Annotated in this window: 17 protein-coding genes and 1 pseudogene; 13 read left to right on the top strand and 5 right to left on the bottom strand. The window is 63.8% G+C overall.

Annotated features, from left to right (window positions below; all coding sequences use genetic code 11):
- The 5 genes from K320_RS0116415 to K320_RS0116395 all read right to left on the bottom strand — a co-directional run bounded on the left by K320_RS0116415 (position 1) and on the right by K320_RS0116395 (position 5,105).
- Positions 1-1,170, bottom strand: coding sequence for an ABC transporter permease (locus tag K320_RS0116415; protein ID WP_013519667.1), 1,170 nt, complete (start codon positions 1,168-1,170; stop codon positions 1-3).
- Positions 1,167-2,939, bottom strand: a complete 1,773-nt coding sequence (locus K320_RS0116410; RefSeq protein WP_013519666.1) for an ATP-binding cassette domain-containing protein — start codon at positions 2,937-2,939, stop codon at positions 1,167-1,169. Before K320_RS0116410 ends, K320_RS0116415 begins: the two co-directional genes overlap by 4 nt.
- A 1-nt stretch (position 2,940) precedes the next feature.
- Positions 2,941-3,981 carry a secretion protein HlyD gene (gene hlyD / locus K320_RS0116405; protein WP_013519665.1) on the bottom strand — a complete coding sequence of 347 codons (1,041 nt, stop codon included), beginning with the start codon at positions 3,979-3,981 and terminating at the stop codon, positions 2,941-2,943.
- Between the two features lie 27 nt (positions 3,982-4,008).
- Complete coding sequence (locus K320_RS0116400; protein WP_425294492.1) at positions 4,009-4,434, bottom strand: hypothetical protein; 426 nt, start codon at positions 4,432-4,434, stop codon at positions 4,009-4,011.
- 62 nt (positions 4,435-4,496) lie between these two features.
- Positions 4,497-5,105: a TetR/AcrR family transcriptional regulator gene (locus tag K320_RS0116395; RefSeq protein ID WP_013519663.1), complete on the bottom strand. Its 609-nt coding sequence runs from the start codon at positions 5,103-5,105 to the stop codon at positions 4,497-4,499.
- A 321-nt stretch (positions 5,106-5,426) separates the two neighbouring features.
- On the opposite strand from K320_RS0116395, the gene K320_RS0116390 reads away from it, so the two are divergent.
- The 13 genes and pseudogenes from K320_RS0116390 (at position 5,427) to K320_RS0116330 (ending at position 17,957) form a co-directional block, all read left to right on the top strand.
- Positions 5,427-7,184: a PHA/PHB synthase family protein gene (locus K320_RS0116390; protein ID WP_015912935.1), complete on the top strand. Its 1,758-nt coding sequence runs from the start codon at positions 5,427-5,429 to the stop codon at positions 7,182-7,184.
- A gap of 107 nt (positions 7,185-7,291) precedes the next feature.
- A complete protein-coding gene (locus K320_RS0116385) occupies positions 7,292-7,735 on the top strand; it encodes a hypothetical protein (protein WP_013519661.1) in 444 nt (147 codons plus the stop codon).
- A 10-nt stretch (positions 7,736-7,745) separates the two neighbouring features.
- Entirely contained in the window at positions 7,746-8,492 is a 747-nt protein-coding gene (gene phbB, locus K320_RS0116380) for an acetoacetyl-CoA reductase (protein ID WP_024539901.1), read from the top strand.
- Between the two features lie 68 nt (positions 8,493-8,560).
- Positions 8,561-9,124 carry a universal stress protein gene (locus K320_RS0116375; protein ID WP_013519659.1) on the top strand — a complete coding sequence of 188 codons (564 nt, stop codon included), beginning with the start codon at positions 8,561-8,563 and terminating at the stop codon, positions 9,122-9,124.
- Positions 9,057-10,091 (top strand): annotated as a pseudogene (locus K320_RS0116370) (bifunctional enoyl-CoA hydratase/phosphate acetyltransferase); the annotation flags it as partial. The gene K320_RS0116375 and the pseudogene K320_RS0116370, both read left to right, overlap by 68 nt.
- 115 nt (positions 10,092-10,206) lie before the next feature.
- A complete protein-coding gene (locus tag K320_RS0116365; protein ID WP_342667238.1) occupies positions 10,207-12,189 on the top strand; it encodes an esterase/lipase family protein in 1,983 nt (660 codons plus the stop codon).
- Between the two features lie 191 nt (positions 12,190-12,380).
- A complete protein-coding gene (locus K320_RS0116360; protein ID WP_013519656.1) occupies positions 12,381-13,307 on the top strand; it encodes a LysR family transcriptional regulator in 927 nt (308 codons plus the stop codon).
- A gap of 13 nt (positions 13,308-13,320) precedes the next feature.
- Positions 13,321-13,548 (top strand): EexN family lipoprotein, encoded by a 228-nt coding sequence (locus K320_RS0116355; protein WP_013519655.1) that lies wholly within the window; start codon positions 13,321-13,323, stop codon positions 13,546-13,548.
- A gap of 243 nt (positions 13,549-13,791) precedes the next feature.
- On the top strand, positions 13,792-15,798 hold the full coding sequence (locus tag K320_RS0116350) for a conjugal transfer protein TraG (RefSeq protein ID WP_024539898.1): 2,007 nt from the start codon (positions 13,792-13,794) through the stop codon (positions 15,796-15,798).
- Entirely contained in the window at positions 15,795-16,259 is a 465-nt protein-coding gene (locus tag K320_RS0116345; protein ID WP_024539897.1) for a ribbon-helix-helix protein, CopG family, read from the top strand. The genes K320_RS0116350 and K320_RS0116345 overlap by 4 nt, the downstream gene beginning before the upstream one ends.
- Positions 16,256-17,305, top strand: coding sequence for a P-type conjugative transfer ATPase TrbB (gene trbB / locus K320_RS0116340; RefSeq protein WP_029696260.1), 1,050 nt, complete (start codon positions 16,256-16,258; stop codon positions 17,303-17,305). Before K320_RS0116345 ends, trbB begins: the two co-directional genes overlap by 4 nt.
- Positions 17,302-17,688, top strand: a complete 387-nt coding sequence (locus K320_RS0116335; RefSeq protein ID WP_024539895.1) for a TrbC/VirB2 family protein — start codon at positions 17,302-17,304, stop codon at positions 17,686-17,688. The genes trbB and K320_RS0116335 overlap by 4 nt, the downstream gene beginning before the upstream one ends.
- Positions 17,685-17,957, top strand: a complete 273-nt coding sequence (locus K320_RS0116330; RefSeq protein ID WP_024539894.1) for a VirB3 family type IV secretion system protein — start codon at positions 17,685-17,687, stop codon at positions 17,955-17,957. The genes K320_RS0116335 and K320_RS0116330 overlap by 4 nt, the downstream gene beginning before the upstream one ends.
- Positions 17,958-18,010: the final 53 nt, after the last annotated feature.

Genomic DNA, 18,010 nt, shown 5'->3' with positions numbered 1-18,010 from the left:
TCACTCCAGGTTCTTGCGCGTGGCGCGCTTGGCGATCAGGAAAAACAGCGCCCCAATCGCCGCCATGGCCGCCAGGTTGGGCAGGAAGACGGCCCAGATGTCGCCGGCCAGGAACACGGTCTTGAGCGAATCGACGAAGTAGCGCGCCGGAACCGCCCGAGTGATGGCGCGGATCGGCGCTGGCATCGCATCGATCTCGTACAGAAAGCCTGAGAGCATGAAGGCCGGCAGAAAGCCCGTGAACAGGGCGATCTGCGCCGCCAGGAACTGGTTGCGCGCCAGCGACGAAATCAAGAGGCCCTGGCCCAGCGCCGGCACCATGAACACCGCCGACAAGAGCAGCAGCGCCGCCAGAGAGCCGCGCATCGGCACGCCGAACACGAACACGGCTAAGGCCGCCGCGCCCAGCGTGGACAGCATGCCGAGCACGAAGTACGGCAGCAGCTTGCCGATCAGGATTTCGGCCACCGACGCGGGCGTGGACAGCACCGCTTCCATGGTGCCGCGCTCCCATTCGCGCGCCACCACCAGCGCGGTCAGCATGGTGCCGATGATGGTCATGACGATGGCAATGGCCCCGGGAATCAGCGCGCGACGGCTTTCCAGCTCGGGGTTGAACCAGTAGCGTGGCTCCAGCACGACGGATTGCGCGGGTGCCGCGACATCCAGCCCGGCACGCCAGGTCTGCACCACGCCGCGGGCGTAGTTCTCGACGTAGTTGGCGGTGTTGGGATAGGAGCCATCGGTGATGATTTGCACCAGCGGTTCTGCTCCGCGCTGGGCCAGGCGCTGCTCGAAATCCTGCGGAATGACGACGTAGCCGCGCAGCGCACCGGAGACGAGCTGGTCTGCCACCTCGCGCCGGTCGTGGGCGAATTGCGTCTTCAAGAAGCGGGTGCCCGAGAAGGCAGCGGCCAGCGACTGCGCCGATGCACCGGGCGACTCCAGCACGACGCCGACGCGGACCTCCTTGGCATCCAGCGACACCGCATAGGCGAACAGCAGCAGCAACACCACCGGCAGCACGAAGGCGATCAAGAGCGTCGAGGGGTCGCGCAGCGCCTGATAGCTTTCCTTGGTGACCAGGGCCATCAGCCGCCGCAGGTCAAAGCGGCGCAAATCGCTCGGCTCCAAAGCAGCCCCTTCCTTGCGTTGTGCTACAGCGTTCATGCGGCGGCCTCCATCTCGCGGTCGGCAGATTCCACCAGGTGAATGAAGGCGTCCTCCATGGTCGGGTCGGGGTGTTCGACATTGGCTGCGGCGCGCTTGAGCGCATCGGGCGTGTCCAACGCGATCAGGCGTGCGCGCGAGAGCATGGCGACGCGGTCGCAGTATTCGGCCTCGTCCATGAAGTGGGTGGTGACCATGATGGTCACGCCCTTGCGCGCCAGGCCGTTGATGTGGGTCCAGAACTCGCGCCGGGTGATCGGGTCCACGCCCGAAGTAGGCTCATCGAGGAACAGCACGGGTGGCCGATGCATGAGCGAGCAGGCCAGCGCCAGGCGCTGCTTGTGCCCCAGCGGCAGGGAATCGGGCGTGGCGGACAGCCACTCCCCCAGATCGAAGGTCTCGATCATCTCGGCAATGCGCTCGCGCCGGGTGTTGCCTTCCAGCCCGTAAACGCCGGCCGAAAATTCCAGGTTCTGCTGCACCGACAGCAGACCGTAGAGCGAGAATTTCTGCGCCATGTAGCCGAGCCGGCCCTTGGCTGCACCGGTGGCGCGGCGCAGATCATGGCCCACCACATGCGCTTCACCAGCAGTGGGTTTCAACAGGCCGCACAGCATCTTGAAGGTGGTGGACTTGCCGGCGCCATTGGGGCCGAGCAGACCGAAGATTTCGCCCTTTTGCACCTCGAAGCTGACCTGGTCGGTGGCGGTGAACTCACCGAAACGCTTGGTCAGATTGCGGCAGGAGACGGCTATTTCGGAGCCCAGTTCGACCGGTGACAGCCGTTCGGCCAAGGTTGAGGTGCCGCCGGGCCCGCCGCCGAGCAAATCGATGAAGGCATCTTCAAAGCGGGCGGGTACCGGCGCCAGCGCTACTCGCGCCCGATCAGCCAGCGACTGGATTTGGCTGACCTGCGCACCTTCGCGCAGCACCACCCGCACCCCGGCGCCCTGGATCACTCCGTCGCTCACGCTCTCCAGATCGAGTGCCTCGGTCAGAACCGCCCGGCGCTCGGCGCCGACGTTTTCCAGGCGAAAGCTGCGGCCTTCAAGTTGCGCGGTGAGTTGCTGCGGTGGACCATCGAACAGGAGCTGCCCCTGGTTCAACAGCAGCACGCTCTCGCAGCGCTCGGCCTCGTCGAGGTAGGCGGTGGACCAGACCACGGCCATGCCCTCATCGGTCAGTGCCTGCACCATGCGCCACAAATCCTGCCGGCTGACCGGATCGACGCCCACGCCGGGCTCGTCCAGCAGCAGCACCTTGGGCCGCGCCATCAGCGCACAGGCCAGCCCCAACTTTTGCTTCATGCCGCCGGAGAGCTTGCCGGCCAAGCGTTTGGTAAAGGGCCCAAGCCGCGTGAAGTCCAGCAACTCGGCAAACAGATCGGCATTGCGATCCGCGTCCATGCCGCGCAGCTGCGCATACAGGCGCATGTTCTCCATCACCGACAGGTCTTCGTACAGGCCGAAGCGCTGCGGCATATAACCGCTGGCGACATGGATGGCGTCGTTGTCCTTGACCACGTCAAAGCCAGCCAGGGTGACGCGACCGGCGTTGGGCACCAGCAGGCCGGTCAGAATGCGCATCAGCGTCGTCTTGCCGGCGCCGTCCGGGCCGACCAGGCCCGTCAGCCGTCCGTAGTGGATGTGCGCGCTCAAGCTGCGCAGGGCCTGCACCTTGCCGAAATGCTTGTCCACCCCTTCGATGACGACGGCGGCAGCGGCGACAGCGCTTGCCGGCGTGGCGGCCATGGCGGTGTCTGCCTGCATCTCAACGCTCCCCCGCGCGCGCGCCGGAGACCGGCTTGGCATCGACCGCGATCGTCACCGGCATGCCCTGGCGCAGGGCGGCATCGCTGTCGGCCTCGTCGATGACGATGCGCAGGCGGTACACCAGATCCGTGCGCAAGTCCGTTGTCTCCACCGTCTTTGGCGTGAACTCGGCGCGCGGCGAGATGAAGCCGACCTGGCCGCGATAGACCTTTTCCCCGGAATCGCTCCTGACGTGCACCACGGTGCCCGGTGCGATGCGGCCCAGATCCCGTTCGCCCACGTAGGCGCGCACGTACACGGGCTTGTCCAGACTCAGGCTGTAGACCGTGCTCTGGCTGGCCACCATGCTGCCGGGCTCGCGCACCCGCGCGATGATGGTGCCGTTGCTGGGTGCCGTCAGTTCGGTGTCCGCCAGGGAAGTGGTGGCTTGCGCCGCGGCTGCCTGCGCGGCTGCAAGGCGAGCCTGCGCTGCCTCAATGTCTTCCTTGCGAAAGCCTTCGGATGCCTGCGACAGGGCGGCCTTGGCGGATTCGACACCCGCGGCCGCCTGATCCCTGGCAGTGCGTGCGGCATCGACCGTGCGCTGGCTGCTGGCGCCCGACGCCAACAGGCTGCTCTGGCGCTGGAAGTTGCGCTCGGCGTCAAGCGCCTGCGCCTGCGCTTGTCTGAGCGCCTCGCGTGCCTGGGTGATTTCCTGCGGCCGCAGGCCGCGGCGCAGCTTGGCCAGCTCGGCCTGGGCCACCTGCACCTGGGCTTGCGCGGCTGCAAGGGCGTCTTGATATGGCTGCGCGTCGAGCGTGGCCAGGCGCGCGCCGGCGGTGACGACATCACCCTCATCGAAAGTCATTTGCGTGATGCGCCCGGGCTGGCGGAAAGCCAGTTGAACCTCGCGGATGTCGACGTTGCCATAGAGGCGCAATGCATCCTGGTTGTCATGGCCGCGCGTGAACCAGAACGCCAGTGCACCGCCAAGGGCGAGCAGGGCAACAATGATCACGGCCCAACGGGCTTTTCTTGTAGGGAGGTTCGGAGTTGTCATTGATGGGTTTCCACTGGAAAGAGATGCTCAGTGCTCGCGCGTGGTCGGTGCATGCGCTGTTGATCGACGCCAAGCCATGGCCGCAATGCCAACCCACACCAACGTACGCAGCGTCATGGCAATGAGCGTGCGCCGCTCCCAAGCGCCGTCCAGCGCCACATGCACTCCGAAGGCCAGGAATACGAGCGCCGTTGCCACCGCGATAGCCATCGACATCCATGCGGCCCAGCGCCGGCGCATCCACAATCCGGCGCCAGCGATGACGTAGGCAAACCCGGCCAGGAAGTTGAACCAGAGCACGAACGGCACGTAGCTTCCGGCTGCGGCACGCGCCGCGCCGTCAAAAAACAGAACGGCGCCGCCTTCCCTGATGGTCAGCAGACCAAATGCGATGGCAATCAGGGCGATCACACGCATCCAGATTCCGCGCCCGCTGTGTGCAGTCATGTTCATGGCTCCCGGTTCTTTGGAGGGTTTGCTGGATCGTCGTGCCGCTTGTGGACTGGACGGGCGCTTCATGTGCCGCTTTCGATGCCACGGCGATAGATGGCGAACACGGCGGGCGCATCGCGACGAATCCGGCTGACCTTGCCGGCCAGCAAGGACTGCATGACCAGTCCCTGGATCGTGCCGATGAACAGCACGGCGGCGGCGTCCACGTCCAGCTCCGCGCTCAGCTCGCCCTGCGCCTTGCCCGCTTCCATCAGGCGACGCAGGCGCTGCTCGTACTGGCGGATCAGGGTTTGCACCATGCGCTTGGCGAGCGTTTCGCCAGAGCGCTGCAACTCTCCGAACAACATGCGTGGCACGCCCGGGTGCTTGGACACGAAGTCGATGTGCGTGATGAACATCGCTTCGAGCGCTGCGGCGGGAGATGCGGCGCCCTCGGCCGCCTTGTCCACGCTGACCAGAAGACGTTCGCCGACCCACGACATCGTGGCTTCCACGATGGCTTCCTTGGTGGGGAAGTGGCGAAACAGCGCGCCCTGTGTCAGGCCCATTCGGTCGGCAATCGCCGTGGTCGTGATCTCGGCCGGGTTCTGCTCGGCTGCCAGATCAACCACGGCTTGCACTGTGGCCGCACGCCGATCTTCGGCGGACAGGTATTGGGGGCGTTGACTCACGATTCGGACTCCATGTAGTTAGTGATCTATTACTATCGTAACACGCAAAATGACCATGATGCAAGATCGGAAACTTGTCGGGTGAGGCAGGACTGTGGGCCCTTTCCTGGGGAGAGCGGATCGGTCAACTTGATGCAACTCAAGAAGCTGTATGGCCTTCCAGACAGATCGAAAAGTGCTTGATCGTCGGACTGCAGCATCAGCAGCGGTAGTGATTGAGCTTTGGGTGGCTGAAAAATTTGGCGCCCCTGCGGAAGGCTTGCAACTTTTCCTGTAAGCGATAAGATAGTAATATGTTACTCGCTAAATGAAGGGTTGGAGATGAGCAACGTCGCAACACACGGCAAGGCCGATCTGGCGCAGCCCGAAGCCTGTCGCCCTGACACCCTGGATACGCTTGCGAACGCCTGGCGGGCGCGCAGCACGGGTGGGCTGTCACCGGCGGCCGGCCTGCTGGCCTGGTACGACTGGGCGTTGCACCTGAGCCTTTCACCAGGCAAGCAACGCAGCTTGATCGAAAAGGGTTTGCACAAGCAGCAGCGCCTTGCGCGCTATGCCTTGCGCGTTGCCAGTGCGCACGACTGCCCGACCTGCATCGAACCGCTGGAGCAGGATCGGCGCTTTGCCGCCCCGGCTTGGCAGCAGTGGCCCTTCAACGTGATTCACCAGGGCTTTTTGCTGCAGCAGCAGTGGTGGCACAACGCCACCACGGGCGTGCGTGGCGTGTCGCGCCATCACGAGAACATGGTCACTTTCGCCGGGCGGCAGTGGCTGGACATGTGGTCGCCTTCGAATTTCATCTGGACCAACCCCGAGGTGCTGCACGCCATCACGCAAAGCGGGGGCGCAAACCTGTGGCGCGGCGCCATGAACTTTCTGGAAGATGCAAGGCGCCTCGCGCTCGACGATGCGCCTGCAGGGGTCGAAGGGTTCGAGGTCGGCAAGGACGTGGCGGTCACCCCAGGCAAGGTGGTGTTTCGAAACCACCTGATCGAGTTGATCCAGTACTCACCCACGACGCCGGATGTGCATGCGGAGCCGGTACTGATCGTGCCGTCCTGGATCATGAAGTACTACATCCTCGACCTGTCGCCGCACAACTCGATGGTGAAGTACCTGGTCGATCAGGGGCACACGGTGTTCATCCTTTCATGGAAGAACCCGACGGCGGCCGATCGTGACCTCGGCCTGGAGGACTACCGCTGGCTGGGGGTCATGGACGCATTGGATGCGGTCACGGCCATCGTGCCCGAACGCAAGGTGCAGGCGGTCGGCTATTGCCTGGGCGGCACCTTGCTCGCGATCGCCGCCGCCGCGATGGCGCGCGATGGCGACGAGCGTCTGCAAAGCCTGACGCTGCTGGCATCGGAGACTGATTTCCGCGAGTCGGGCGAGATCGCGCTTTTCATCGACGACAGTCAACTGGCATGGCTGGAAGCCGGTATGTGGGACAAGGGCTATCTCGACGGCAAGCAGATGGCTGGCGCGTTCCAGATGCTCAACTCACGCGACCTGATCTGGTCGCGACGGGTGCGCGAATACCTGTTGGGTGAGCGTCAGACCTTCAATGACCTGATGGCCTGGAATGCCGACGTGACCCGCATGCCGTACCGCATGCACAGCGAGTACCTGCGGCGCCTGTATCTGGACAACGACCTGGCCGAGGGGCGCTACCGCGTCGGCGGGAGACCCGTGGCGCTGGCCGACATCGAGGTGCCCATGTTCATCGTCGGCACGGTGCGCGATCACGTCGCCCCCTGGCCGTCCGTGTACAAGATGCACCTGCTCAGCGATGCGGAACTGACCTTTGTTCTCACCAGCGGGGGGCACAACGCCGGCGTCGTCAGCGAGCCGGGACACCCCCGGCGCAGCTTCCAGATTGCGACCCGTGCGGCCGGCGATCGCTATATCGATCCGCAACTGTGGCGTGCCGAGACCCCGATGAACGAAGGCTCCTGGTGGCCGGCATGGCAGCAATGGCTGGCCCAGCGCTCTGCCGGGCGCGTCGCGCCGCCTGCCATGGGCGGGACGCAAGCACCGCTTGGCGATGCGCCGGGAACCTATGTGGCCATGCGATGACAGGACAAAACACCGCCAAGAATACACCCTCAACTTTCATCGGGCCGTTGCGCAGCCATGGCCTACACCCGCCCCGGAGGGGCACATCATGACCGTGGAGCATTGACATGAACAGCGAACTGCCCATCCAACTCTACAAGGCCAATGCCGAGTTGCAGCTTCAGATCACCCGCTTGCTTCAAGAAAGCGGCCACCACTGGCTCGAAGCCATGCAGCAGCTCAGTGCCGGTGGCGTGCTGGAGACCACCTCGCGCATCCAGAACCTCCAACAGGCAGCGGACTGGCAGGCGCTTGCCACCTTGCCGTCCGAGGTGTTCTGGCGCCTGTGCCAAGGCCGTATGGGCGACACACAGGCGGTCGGCCGGGCTGCTGCCAAGAGCCAGGCGGCATTCGCCGATGGCCTGCGCGAAGCGCTGACCACCTGGCAGGCATCTGTCTCCGAGGTATTCGGCGCCAGCGGCGGCACAGCCTCTTTCGCGCAGTTTTTTCAGCAATGGACGCAGCCCTGGACTGCGCCAGGCGCCGCGCCTCAGGGCAAGGCCAAAAAGTGAGGAGGCGCATATGAGCAGTTCGGGACGAACCGCCCTGGTCACTGGCGGCAATCGCGGCCTTGGCGCGGCCATTGCCCGCGCGCTGGACGACGCGGGCCACCGCGTCATCATCACGCACACGCTCGGCAACGAGAAGGTCGCCGCCTGGCTTGACGCGCAGGACACCAAAGGCTACCGGTTCACGGCCTACGGCGTCGATGTCGGCGACTGGGAATCGACCCAGGCCTTGGCGCGTCAGATTCAGGCGGACGGCCACCACGTTGACATCCTGGTGAACAACGCCGGCATCACCCGCGACGCGACCCTGCGCAAGATGGACAAGGCCGGCTGGGACGCCGTGCTGCGCACCAACCTGGACTCCATGTTCAATGTCACCAAGCCATTCATCGATCCGATGGTGGAGCGTGGCTGGGGGCGCATCGTCAACGTCTCGTCCATCAACGGCAGCAAGGGTCAGTTCGGCCAGACCAATTACTCGGCGGCCAAGGCTGGCGTGCATGGCTTCACCAAGGCGCTGGCGCAGGAGGTGGCACGCAAGGGCGTGACGGTCAACACCGTCTCGCCAGGCTATCTGGCCACCGAAATGGTGATGGCGGTGCGCGAGGACGTGCGCCAGAAGGTCATCGAAGCGATTCCGGTGGGTCGCCTCGGCCAGCCGGATGAGATCGCGGCGCTGGTGGCCTTCATCGCCAGTGACGCTGCTGCTTTCATGACGGGCAGCAACGTGGCGATGAACGGTGGCCAGCACATGTCATGAGTCGGGAGAGCCCGCAGCCCTTGCGGGCGGTTTCCCGCGCGGCAGTCAGCGCCTCCCGGAGGAGTTCCATGTATTCCCGATTTCTGGTGCCGCTGGACGGCAGTCCCACATCCTTCCTGGCGCTCGATCATGCGGCAGAACTGGCACGCCTGAGCGGCGCCACCGTGATCTTGCTGCATATCGTCGAACCAACCCGCCACAGCACGGGTTTCGAACGTCCCGAGGTCTACATCAAGGATGTCCGCCCACGCTTCCTCAAAGCCGGCCAGACGTTGCTGGATGAGGCTGCGAGTCGGCTCCGCCGGGAAGGAATTGCCACAGAGACGGTGCTGCTTGAAAGCGGCACCGAACGCGTGTCGGAACAGATCGCGCATCAGACCGAGATCAACGATTGCGACCTGGTCATCCTGGGCACCCACGGACGTCGCGGCATGAACCGGCTGCTGCTGGGCAGCGATGCGGAGCAAGTAGCGCGCATCGCGCCAGTTCCGGTAATGCTGGTGCGCCAGTCGAGCCGAGATGGTGGCCCGCCATCTTCAGCCGCACGGGCGCCAGTGAAGGCCAGCGACAACATCGGTACGTCAGGCTGGCGTTCAACTGGCGCAAGCAAGGCAAAGAAATCACATGAATGAACAAGCCCCTGAGGGCGTTCGCGCCGATCCTCCAAGTGGTGTCGAGCGTCTTATCGCCCATGTCAAAACCATGGCCCCGGTTCGCACCGCGGTGGTGCACCCTTGCGACGCGCTCAGCTTGGGGGGTGCCTTGGACGCGCGCGATGCCGGCGTCATCTCGCCAGTATTGGTGGCGCCGCTCGCCAAGTTGCGTGCCGTTGCGGCCGACACGGGGTTGGAACTGGGAGACAGCGAGGTCGTCGATGTGCCGCACAGCCACGCCGCAGCGGCCACCGCCGCCCGGCTGGCTGGCAAGGGCGAGGTGCAGGCGCTGATGAAAGGCAGCTTGCACAGCGATGAGTACCTGGGTGCCATCCTGGCGCCCGAAGCCTGCCTGCGCACCGAGCGCCGATTGACGCACTGCTACATCATGCAGACGGCCAGCTACCCACGGCCCTTCATCATCACCGACGCCGCCATCAATATCGCTCCGACGCTCGAAATCAAGGCCGACATCGTGCGCAACGCCATCGACTTGGCGCGCGCCATCGGCATTGCCGAGCCCAAGGTGGCGATCCTGGCGGCGGTCGAAACCGTCAACCCGCGCATGCTTTCAACCCTGGATGCTGCGGCACTGTGCAAGATGGCCGATCGTGGCCAGATCACCGGAGGTGTGCTCGACGGGCCACTGGCCTTTGATAACGCCGTCTCTCCCGATGCCGCGCGCGTCAAGGGCATCAAGTCCGCCGTGGCCGGGCAAGCCGACATCCTGGTCGTTCCCGACCTGGAAAGCGGCAACATGCTGGCCAAGCAACTGGAATACATGGGCCAAGCCGATAGCGCGGGGATCGTGATGGGCGCGCGCGTGCCGATTGTGCTCACCAGTCGCTCGGACTCGCGCCGCACGCGAATAGCTTCATGCGCCATTGCACTGATCTTGGCGCATCGCCAGCGTGCTTTTGTTCAGGGCGAAGGGAGCCGCGTATGAAATGCAATTTCACGGGCAATGTTCCGTTCGTTTCAGGTAATGATTCTGCAGTGCCGGTACGCAGCTCTCGATCGTGAGGCATATGCTCCTTGCATCTCTCTGGCGTTGGTTGATCGTGATCACCGCCGCGTTTGCACTTGGTGGTTGCGCGGTCGTCAGTGAATTCAAACCTTCTGTCGCTGTACGCGCGATGACGCCGGATGAATACGTTGCCCTACGACGCGGCGATCTCCTCGGCAGAGGCAAACTCAGCGCACCGACCTTGCAGACAATCCGCGTGACCGGGCTCGATGAGCGAGTTTGCGCAACGAACACCTCGCTCACTTGCATCGAGGCGTTGACCATGATGAAGGACTTGGACGGCGAAACGAGGCTGTCGGCACTGGCTGAACTCTGGTTGCAGCATGCCACGTCGATCTCGACGGCAGTCCCAAATAGTCGCATCGTTTCTACTTCCGCCTGGATCGAGACGGCTCGGCACGCTTACGCGTATCTCTTTTTCACCAGGCGCTCGCCCGGCGAGCGCGCGTTTGAGGAACGGCAGACGCAGGTGCGCGATTGGTACAACTATGCGGTGCAAAAAACGGTCACGCAATTGTTTGGCCTACAGCACCAAGCACTTCGTGCACATGCTGGCGAAACCAAAGCGACATTGCGCTTGGGTGACTGGGCTTTGCGAGTCGACTTGAACGCCCGGCTGCCCAACGATGCGACCACGCCACGCGAGTTGCTGCCTGCGAACGCTCTGGCATTCCAAGGCCTGCGCGGCATCTATCGCAGGGACGGCTTGGGTGCGGAATTGGTGGCCGTAACGGAGGCAGATCCGAAGTCACTGGACGAATCAGACGAATCTTCCGCCGGTAACGAGCGCCCGGGGGTATTTCCCGCCTGGAGCGAAATGCCAACGCCCAACGTGACAGTAGTGCTTCGTTTTGATGCACTCACCGTCGATGAGCTGCTTGCCTCGCGTGAACTCGTCGTCGGTGTGTATGACCCCTTGGTACAGGACTATCTGCAACTCCACGGCCAACGCGTTCCACTGGCTGGTAACTTCACGGCTGGCTACGGCTTATGGTTGGCGCGTTCGGGATTCAACCAGCAATCCTTGCGAGGGCTGTTTGGGCGTGAGCGTGGCATCGATCAGCCGCATCTGTATCTGATGCAGCCGTTCGACCCGCGGCGGCGCATCATCGTGATGGTGCATGGACTGGCGAGCAGCCCCGAAGCATGGGTCAACGTTGCCAATGAGCTTCTGGCCGATGAAGAGCTGCGATGCGAATTCCAAGTGTGGGAGATCTATTACCCCACGAATATGCCTGTACCAGCCAGTCATGCAGCAATCCGCCAAGTTCTGGCGGCAGCTTTGCATCACTTCGACCCTGAAGAGGAAACCTTGGCTTCCCACGGGCTGGTGTTGATTGGGCACAGCATGGGAGGACTGCTGGCGCGGCTGATGGTTTCCACGGCAGACCAGCAGCTGTGGGAGTGGGCTGCATCGGATCCAAGAATCGATCTGAACCGTCTTGGGAGCACCCGTTCCCAACTTGACCCCCTTTTGCGCTTTCAGCCATTCCCAGGTGTTGATCGCGTGATATTCGTTGCCACACCGCACCGTGGAACCGTGGTTGCCGGGCAGGGACTTGGGCGTTGGGTGGCCGGATTGATCCGCTTGCCATTGACGCTGCTGTCAACCCTCGGCGACGCCTTCCCGGCTCGCGCGGAGATCATGGCCACGGCACAGGCCACGATCTTGCAGAACATCCCCAACAGCATTGACCAACTCGACGAAAACGACCCCTTCGTCAAAGCTACGAGCGAGCTTCCGATTTCGGATCAGGTGTCCTATCACTCGATCATTGCCAGGCGGCAGGCTAACGGCCCTCTCGCTGAATCGGACGATGGTTTGGTTCCCTATCGAAGCGCGCATCTGGAGGGCGCCGAGTCGGAAGAAATCATCGTGTCCGGACACAGCGTGCAGGAGACCGCGGCATCCGTCGTCGAAATCCGGCGAATCCTGCGCAAAGATATTTCCAAGCATCGGTTGACAGCCGCTGATTCGTCTTCCGTCCGGAGAGGGAGTTGCCCACCCCAACGATGAGTTCAGTCATTGATTTTTCGAAGCATAGTAAGTAACATATCACTTACTATGTGGTCTTGGCTGAATCGCTTGCATCGCACCGTGGATATTTTCGGTTTGGAAGGGCGGCGTCCTTGGTGTTCACACACGAGCGGAGCATCCGGCTGCATCCCACGGAACGTGGATGATCTGACACGCTAGGAAGGACAGAAGTGGAGCTACGCCACCTTCGATGTTTTACCGCAGTCGCGGAAGAGCTTCATTTTGCTCGGGCCGCTGAACGGTTACACATCGATCAATCGCCGCTGTCTCGCACCATCAAGGAACTGGAGGAAGACCTTGGTGCGCGCCTGTTCGTTCGCACTACTCGCAGCACGCAATTGACCCGTGCGGGTCGGTTGCTGTTGGAGCACGTACCGCGCATCTTCGCTGCGCTGGAGCAAGCACGCGATAGCGTCAGGTCTGCCTCCAATGGCTATCACGGGCAATTGCGCATTGCCTTGTCCGACGGCATCACGCCATCACGCTTGCCGGCGCTACTTGCGCAGTGCCGCGAAGAAGACCCCGAGGTCGAGGTTCGGTTGTTCGAAGTTTCGATGGCCCAACAAATCAAGGGTCTGCACGATGAGCTATACGACGCAGGATTTTCGATGGCCGAAGACGTAGGTGATGGCATCGTGGTTACGCCTGCCTGGGAGGATGAGTTGATGGTGGCGGTGCCCGCTCGCCATCCTGTTCTGGCCTTCAAGCAGATTCCGCTGGAGGAGGTTCTGCACTACCCGCTGGTGCTGGGCGACCCATTGATTTGCGAAGGACATGCACGTCAGGTCGATCGAATCTTGCGCAAGTACGAACGAGAGCCGCTCATCGTTCAGCACGTTGCCTCTTTTGACCTCATGATGACCTTGGTTTCCGCCGGGCTGGCCTTGGGCTTGGCCGGAGCGGCACACGTTGCGTCCAGCCGTGAGCTTGGTGTAGTGGCTCGGCCGTTGGCGGGTAAACCGCCAATGCTGACGACCTATCTACTGTGTCGCGATACAGAGGCTCCAGAGATGTTGGCCCGATTCATCGACCGGGTGGCCTCCATTGATTCAGCAGAATCTCTGAGCAGCATCGGGAATCCACGATCCACTCGATGAAAGGATTGACCCCATGAACAAAGTGATGCTGCTGATGGTGGTTGCTGCGCTGACCGCATGCGGCCCCTCCCAACCTTCGGAAACCGTGGATGCGCTCGCCGCCAATCCCGACCGCATCAAGGAGATCCAGCGCCAATGCAGGGAAGATCGATCGAAGGTCGGCGACGAACTCTGCTTGCGTGCGGCAGAAGCCGCCAACCGGCGCTTCTTCGGTGATCGGCCTGAGCAAAAATCCAAGTAACTTCCTTGTCGTCGTTTTACCGCACGAAGTTCTCGCTGATACATCACCACGCCGCAACGCGCTCGCGTCTGTGGTGTTTCTATTGCTTTCGCTTCCGCGCGAAATCTGGCTCTTTCAGCCTCAATCCCCGCCATAACGGCCTTTGACCGGCACTGACCCGGCACCGATCCTGACGCCTGTGGCACGTCCTTAGTGCCGCTTCTTCTATGAGCAATCCGCGTAGGAGGAATCGGAGGCCAGGTCATGCAAGGGACGAACGTGCTGTTCGGTCAGATCGCCGTGGTATTCGGCATCGTGATCGCCGGAGTGTGGGCAGCCACACAATGGACAGCCACTGCCCTGGGTTACCAGCTACGCTTGGGCTCGCCGTGGTTCGATTTTCTTGGCACGCCGGTCTACCACCCGTGGAAGCTGTTTGAGTGGTGGTTCGTCTTCGATGCCTACGCGCCGGAAGTCTTCAACACTGGCGGCATGATGGCGGGCGGCAGCGGGCTCGTCGCTGTGCTGGTCGCCATTGGCATGTCGGTCTGGCGCTCGCGGCAATCGCGCCTGGTCACGACCTACGGCTCGGCACGCTGGGCGAACGCGCAGGACATTCGCAAGGCCGGCCTCACACAGCCGACCGGTGTGTTTCTCGGCCAGCACGATCGCCAGTACCTGCGCCATGAAGGCCCGGAACACGTCCTGACCTTCGCGCCCACGCGCTCGGGCAAGGGCGTGGGCCTGGTGGTGCCGACACTGCTTTCCTGGCCTGCATCCGCCGTCATCCACGACATCAAGGGCGAGAACTGGCAGATCACCGCAGGTTGGCGCTCGCGCTTCTCGCACTGTTTGCTGTTCAACCCGACCGATGCGAAGTCGGCGGCCTATAACCCGCTGCTCGAAGTGCGGCGAGGCGCGCATGAAGTGCGTGACGTTCAGAACATCGCGGACATTCTGGTCGATCCCGAAGGCGCGCTGGAGAAGCGCAACCATTGGGAGAAAACCAGCCACGCGCTGCTGGTCGGCGCCATCCTGCATGTGCTCTATGCGGGCGAGGACAAGACGCTGCGCGGAGTTGCCAACTTCCTCAGCGATCCGTCGTGCCCATTCGAGCTGACGCTGCACCGGATGATGACCACGCGGCATCTTGGCGATGCACCGCACCCCGTTGTCGCATCCGCCGCGCGCGAAGTGCTCAACAAGTCGGACAACGAGCGCTCCGGCGTGTTGTCCACGGCCATGTCGTTCCTCGGCCTGTACCGCGACCCCACGGTGGCCGAGGTCACGTCGCGCTGCGACTGGCGCATCGCCGACCTGATTTCTGCGGAGCACCCGGTATCGCTGTACCTGGTGGTGCCGCCGTCGGACATTTCGCGGACGAAGCCGCTCATTCGCCTGATCCTCAACCAGATCGGGCGGCGCCTCACCGAATCGCTCGACGGCAGCGACGGCATCATGCGCCGCCACAAGCTGCTGCTGATGCTTGACGAGTTCCCAGCGCTGGGGCGCCTGGACTTCTTCGAGACGGCGCTGGCCTTCATGGCGGGGTATGGAATCCGCAGCTTCCTCATCGCGCAGTCGCTCAACCAGATCGACAAGGCCTACGGTCAGAACCATTCGATCCTCGACAACTGCCATGTGCGCGTGACGTTCGCCACCAACGACGAACGCACGGCCAAGCGCATTTCCGAAACGCTGGGCACGGCCACTGAATTGCGCGCGCAGCGCAACTATGCGGGCCACCGGCTCGCGCCGTGGCTGGGCCACCTGATGGTGTCACGCCAGGAAACCGCGCGCCCGCTGTTGACACCGGGCGAAGTGATGCAGCTTCCGCCCGACGAAGCCGTGGTGATGGTGTCCGGCGTGGCGCCCATCAAGGCCAAGAAGCTGCGCTACTACGCGGACAGCAACTTCAAGCGCCGCGTGCTCCCACCGCTCGTGCTGGCAGGCGGGCAGTACGCCGACGCCCCGCCATCGCGGCCTGACGACTGGAGCGCGCTGGCGATTCCCGCCGTGCCCGCCGCGCCGGCCACGGCATCCGTCGATGGCCTGGAGAACTTGGGTTCAGCCGACGACGGTGGCCCGCGCCGTCAGCCCGAACTCTCCGAAGTCGTTGCCTATGCCCCCGAGCTGGCCGCGCCTGCGGCCGACCTCGCGCTGCTCGACGACGACGACCTGCCGCTTCCCCTTCCTCGCCAGCTTGATCCAGCCATGCAGCGCACGGCCCGGCTGGCATCGCTGAACCCCAACGACGGAATCGAGCTATGAGCCACTACCGCCTCAACCTGTTCATCCAGCCGGAGCACGCCAAGCGCCTGGACGAGCTGGCCGCCAAGAAAGGCGTTTCCAAGTCGTCCATCGTCGCGGCGGCGCTCGCATCGTGGCTGTCGCCAGATGCTGCCGACCAGCGCGAGGCGGCCATTGCCAAGCGGCTGGATCGCCTGTCGCGCCAGGCCGAGCGCATGGAGCGCGACCAGAACATCCAGATCGAAACGCTGGCGCTGTTCATCCGCTACTTCCTCACGGTGAGCACGCCCGTACCTGAAGCGCATCAGGACGCTGCACGCGCCCAGGGCAAGGCGCGCTTCGAGCAGTTCGTGGAGCAGTTGGGTCGCCACCTGCTGCGCGGGCGCAGCCTGGTGCGCGACGTGGTGGAGGAACTACATCCCGACCCCATGCGGATGGAGGACGCGGCAGCGGACGCGCAGGCGTGGGAGCGTGCGTCATGAGCGCCCGAATTTCCATTGAAGGGCAGTCCATGACCGCCACTTCGCTGGACCGCCGGATCCAGATGCTACGCACGGCGATGGGGCCGCTGATCGCCACCGCGCTCGAAGACCCGGACGTGGTGGAAATCATGCTCAACCCCGACCGGACGCTATGGATTGATCGCCTGTCCTCGGGCTGCGCGCCGATGGGCGTGGAGCTGTCCGAGGCCGATGGCGAGCGAATCATCCGCCTTGTCGCCGCCCACGTCGGCGCGGAAGTGCATCGCGGCCAGCCGCTGCTGTCGGCCGAACTGCCTGAAACCGGCGAACGCTTCGAGGGCATCTTGCCGTCTGCCGCGCCGGGGCCAGCCTTCGCGCTGCGCAAGCGGGCCATCGGCGTGATCCCGCTGGAGCGGTACATCATCGACCGGATGATGACCGCCGCCCAGGCGGGCTTTCTCGTTCGCGCCGTGCGCGAGCGGCAGAACGTCTTGATCGCCGGCGCCACCAGCAGCGGAAAGACCACGCTCGCCAATGCGCTGCTGGCTGAGATTGCCGCCACGGGCGACCGCGTGCTTGTGCTCGAAGATACGGTGGAGCTGCAATGCGCGGCCCGCGACCACGTACCGCTGCGCACGCGCGCAGGCGTGGTGTCCATGACGGAGCTGGTGCGTTCGTCCATGCGCCTGCGCCCGGATCGCGTTGTCGTGGGTGAGGTGCGCGGCGCCGAGGCGCTGGATCTTATCAAGGTGTGGGGCACGGGTCATCCCGGCGGCATCGCCACGATCCACGCCGGTTCCGCGCTCGGCGCGCTGCTGCGCCTGGAGCAACTGATTCTCGAAGTGGCGGTGAATCCGCCCCGTGCGCTGATCGCCGAGGCGGTCAACGTGGTGATCCACATCGCCGGACGCGGGCGCAAGCGCCGCATCGAGAGCATTGCCCGCCTCAATGGCTTCGACGGCGTGGGCTACCAACTGGCGGATGCGCTGGAAACACCGTTTCCCGAGCTGCTGCCGCAGTCCGACCTTTCTTCTCTGTCCCCTGACAACTCTGGAGAACTGCCATGACGCACGTTGATGCTTTCCGTATTTCTGTAAATCCGCTTTCCCGCCGCTCCAGTCCCGCGCGGTTGGATGGCCTGGCTCGCCCGGCCATGCAAGGCTTGATGCTCGCTGCCTTCATGCTGCTGCTTGCGGGCACTGCGCAGGCTGCCGGCTCCTCGATGCCCTGGGAAGGGCCGCTGCAATCCATCCTCGAATCCATCCAGGGGCCGGTGGCGCGCATCGTCGCGGTCATCATCATCATCGCCACGGGCCTCGCGCTCGCCTTCGGCGACACGTCGGGCGGCTTTCGCAAGCTGATCCAGATCGTGTTCGGCTTGAGCGTCGCCTTCGCCGCTTCGAGCTTCTTCCTGTCGTTCTTCAGTTTCTCCGGTGGGGCTGTCGTATGAAGAGCCCGGATACCTTCGCGGCCGGGTTCGAGGTGCCTTTGCACCGCTCGCTGACCGAGCCGATCTTGCTGGGCGGCGCACCGCGCACCGTGGCAATCGCCAACGGCACGCTGGCCGCCGCTGTCGGGCTGGGGCTGCACCTGTGGATTCCGGGCGTGGTGCTCTGGATCGTCGGCCATTCGCTGGCGGTGTGGGGAGCGCGCGTCGATCCGCAGTTCATGGCCGTGTTCGCCCGGCACATCAAGCACCGCCCGCTGCTGGACGTGTGAGGGGACACCGCCATGCTGAACCTCGCCGAATATCGCCAGCGCCCGGCCTTGCT

The organism is Comamonas badia DSM 17552 (assembly GCF_000484635.1).
Taxonomy (GTDB): domain Bacteria; phylum Pseudomonadota; class Gammaproteobacteria; order Burkholderiales; family Burkholderiaceae_C; genus Comamonas_C; species Comamonas_C badia.
This window is presented reverse-complemented; position numbering and strand designations above follow the sequence as displayed.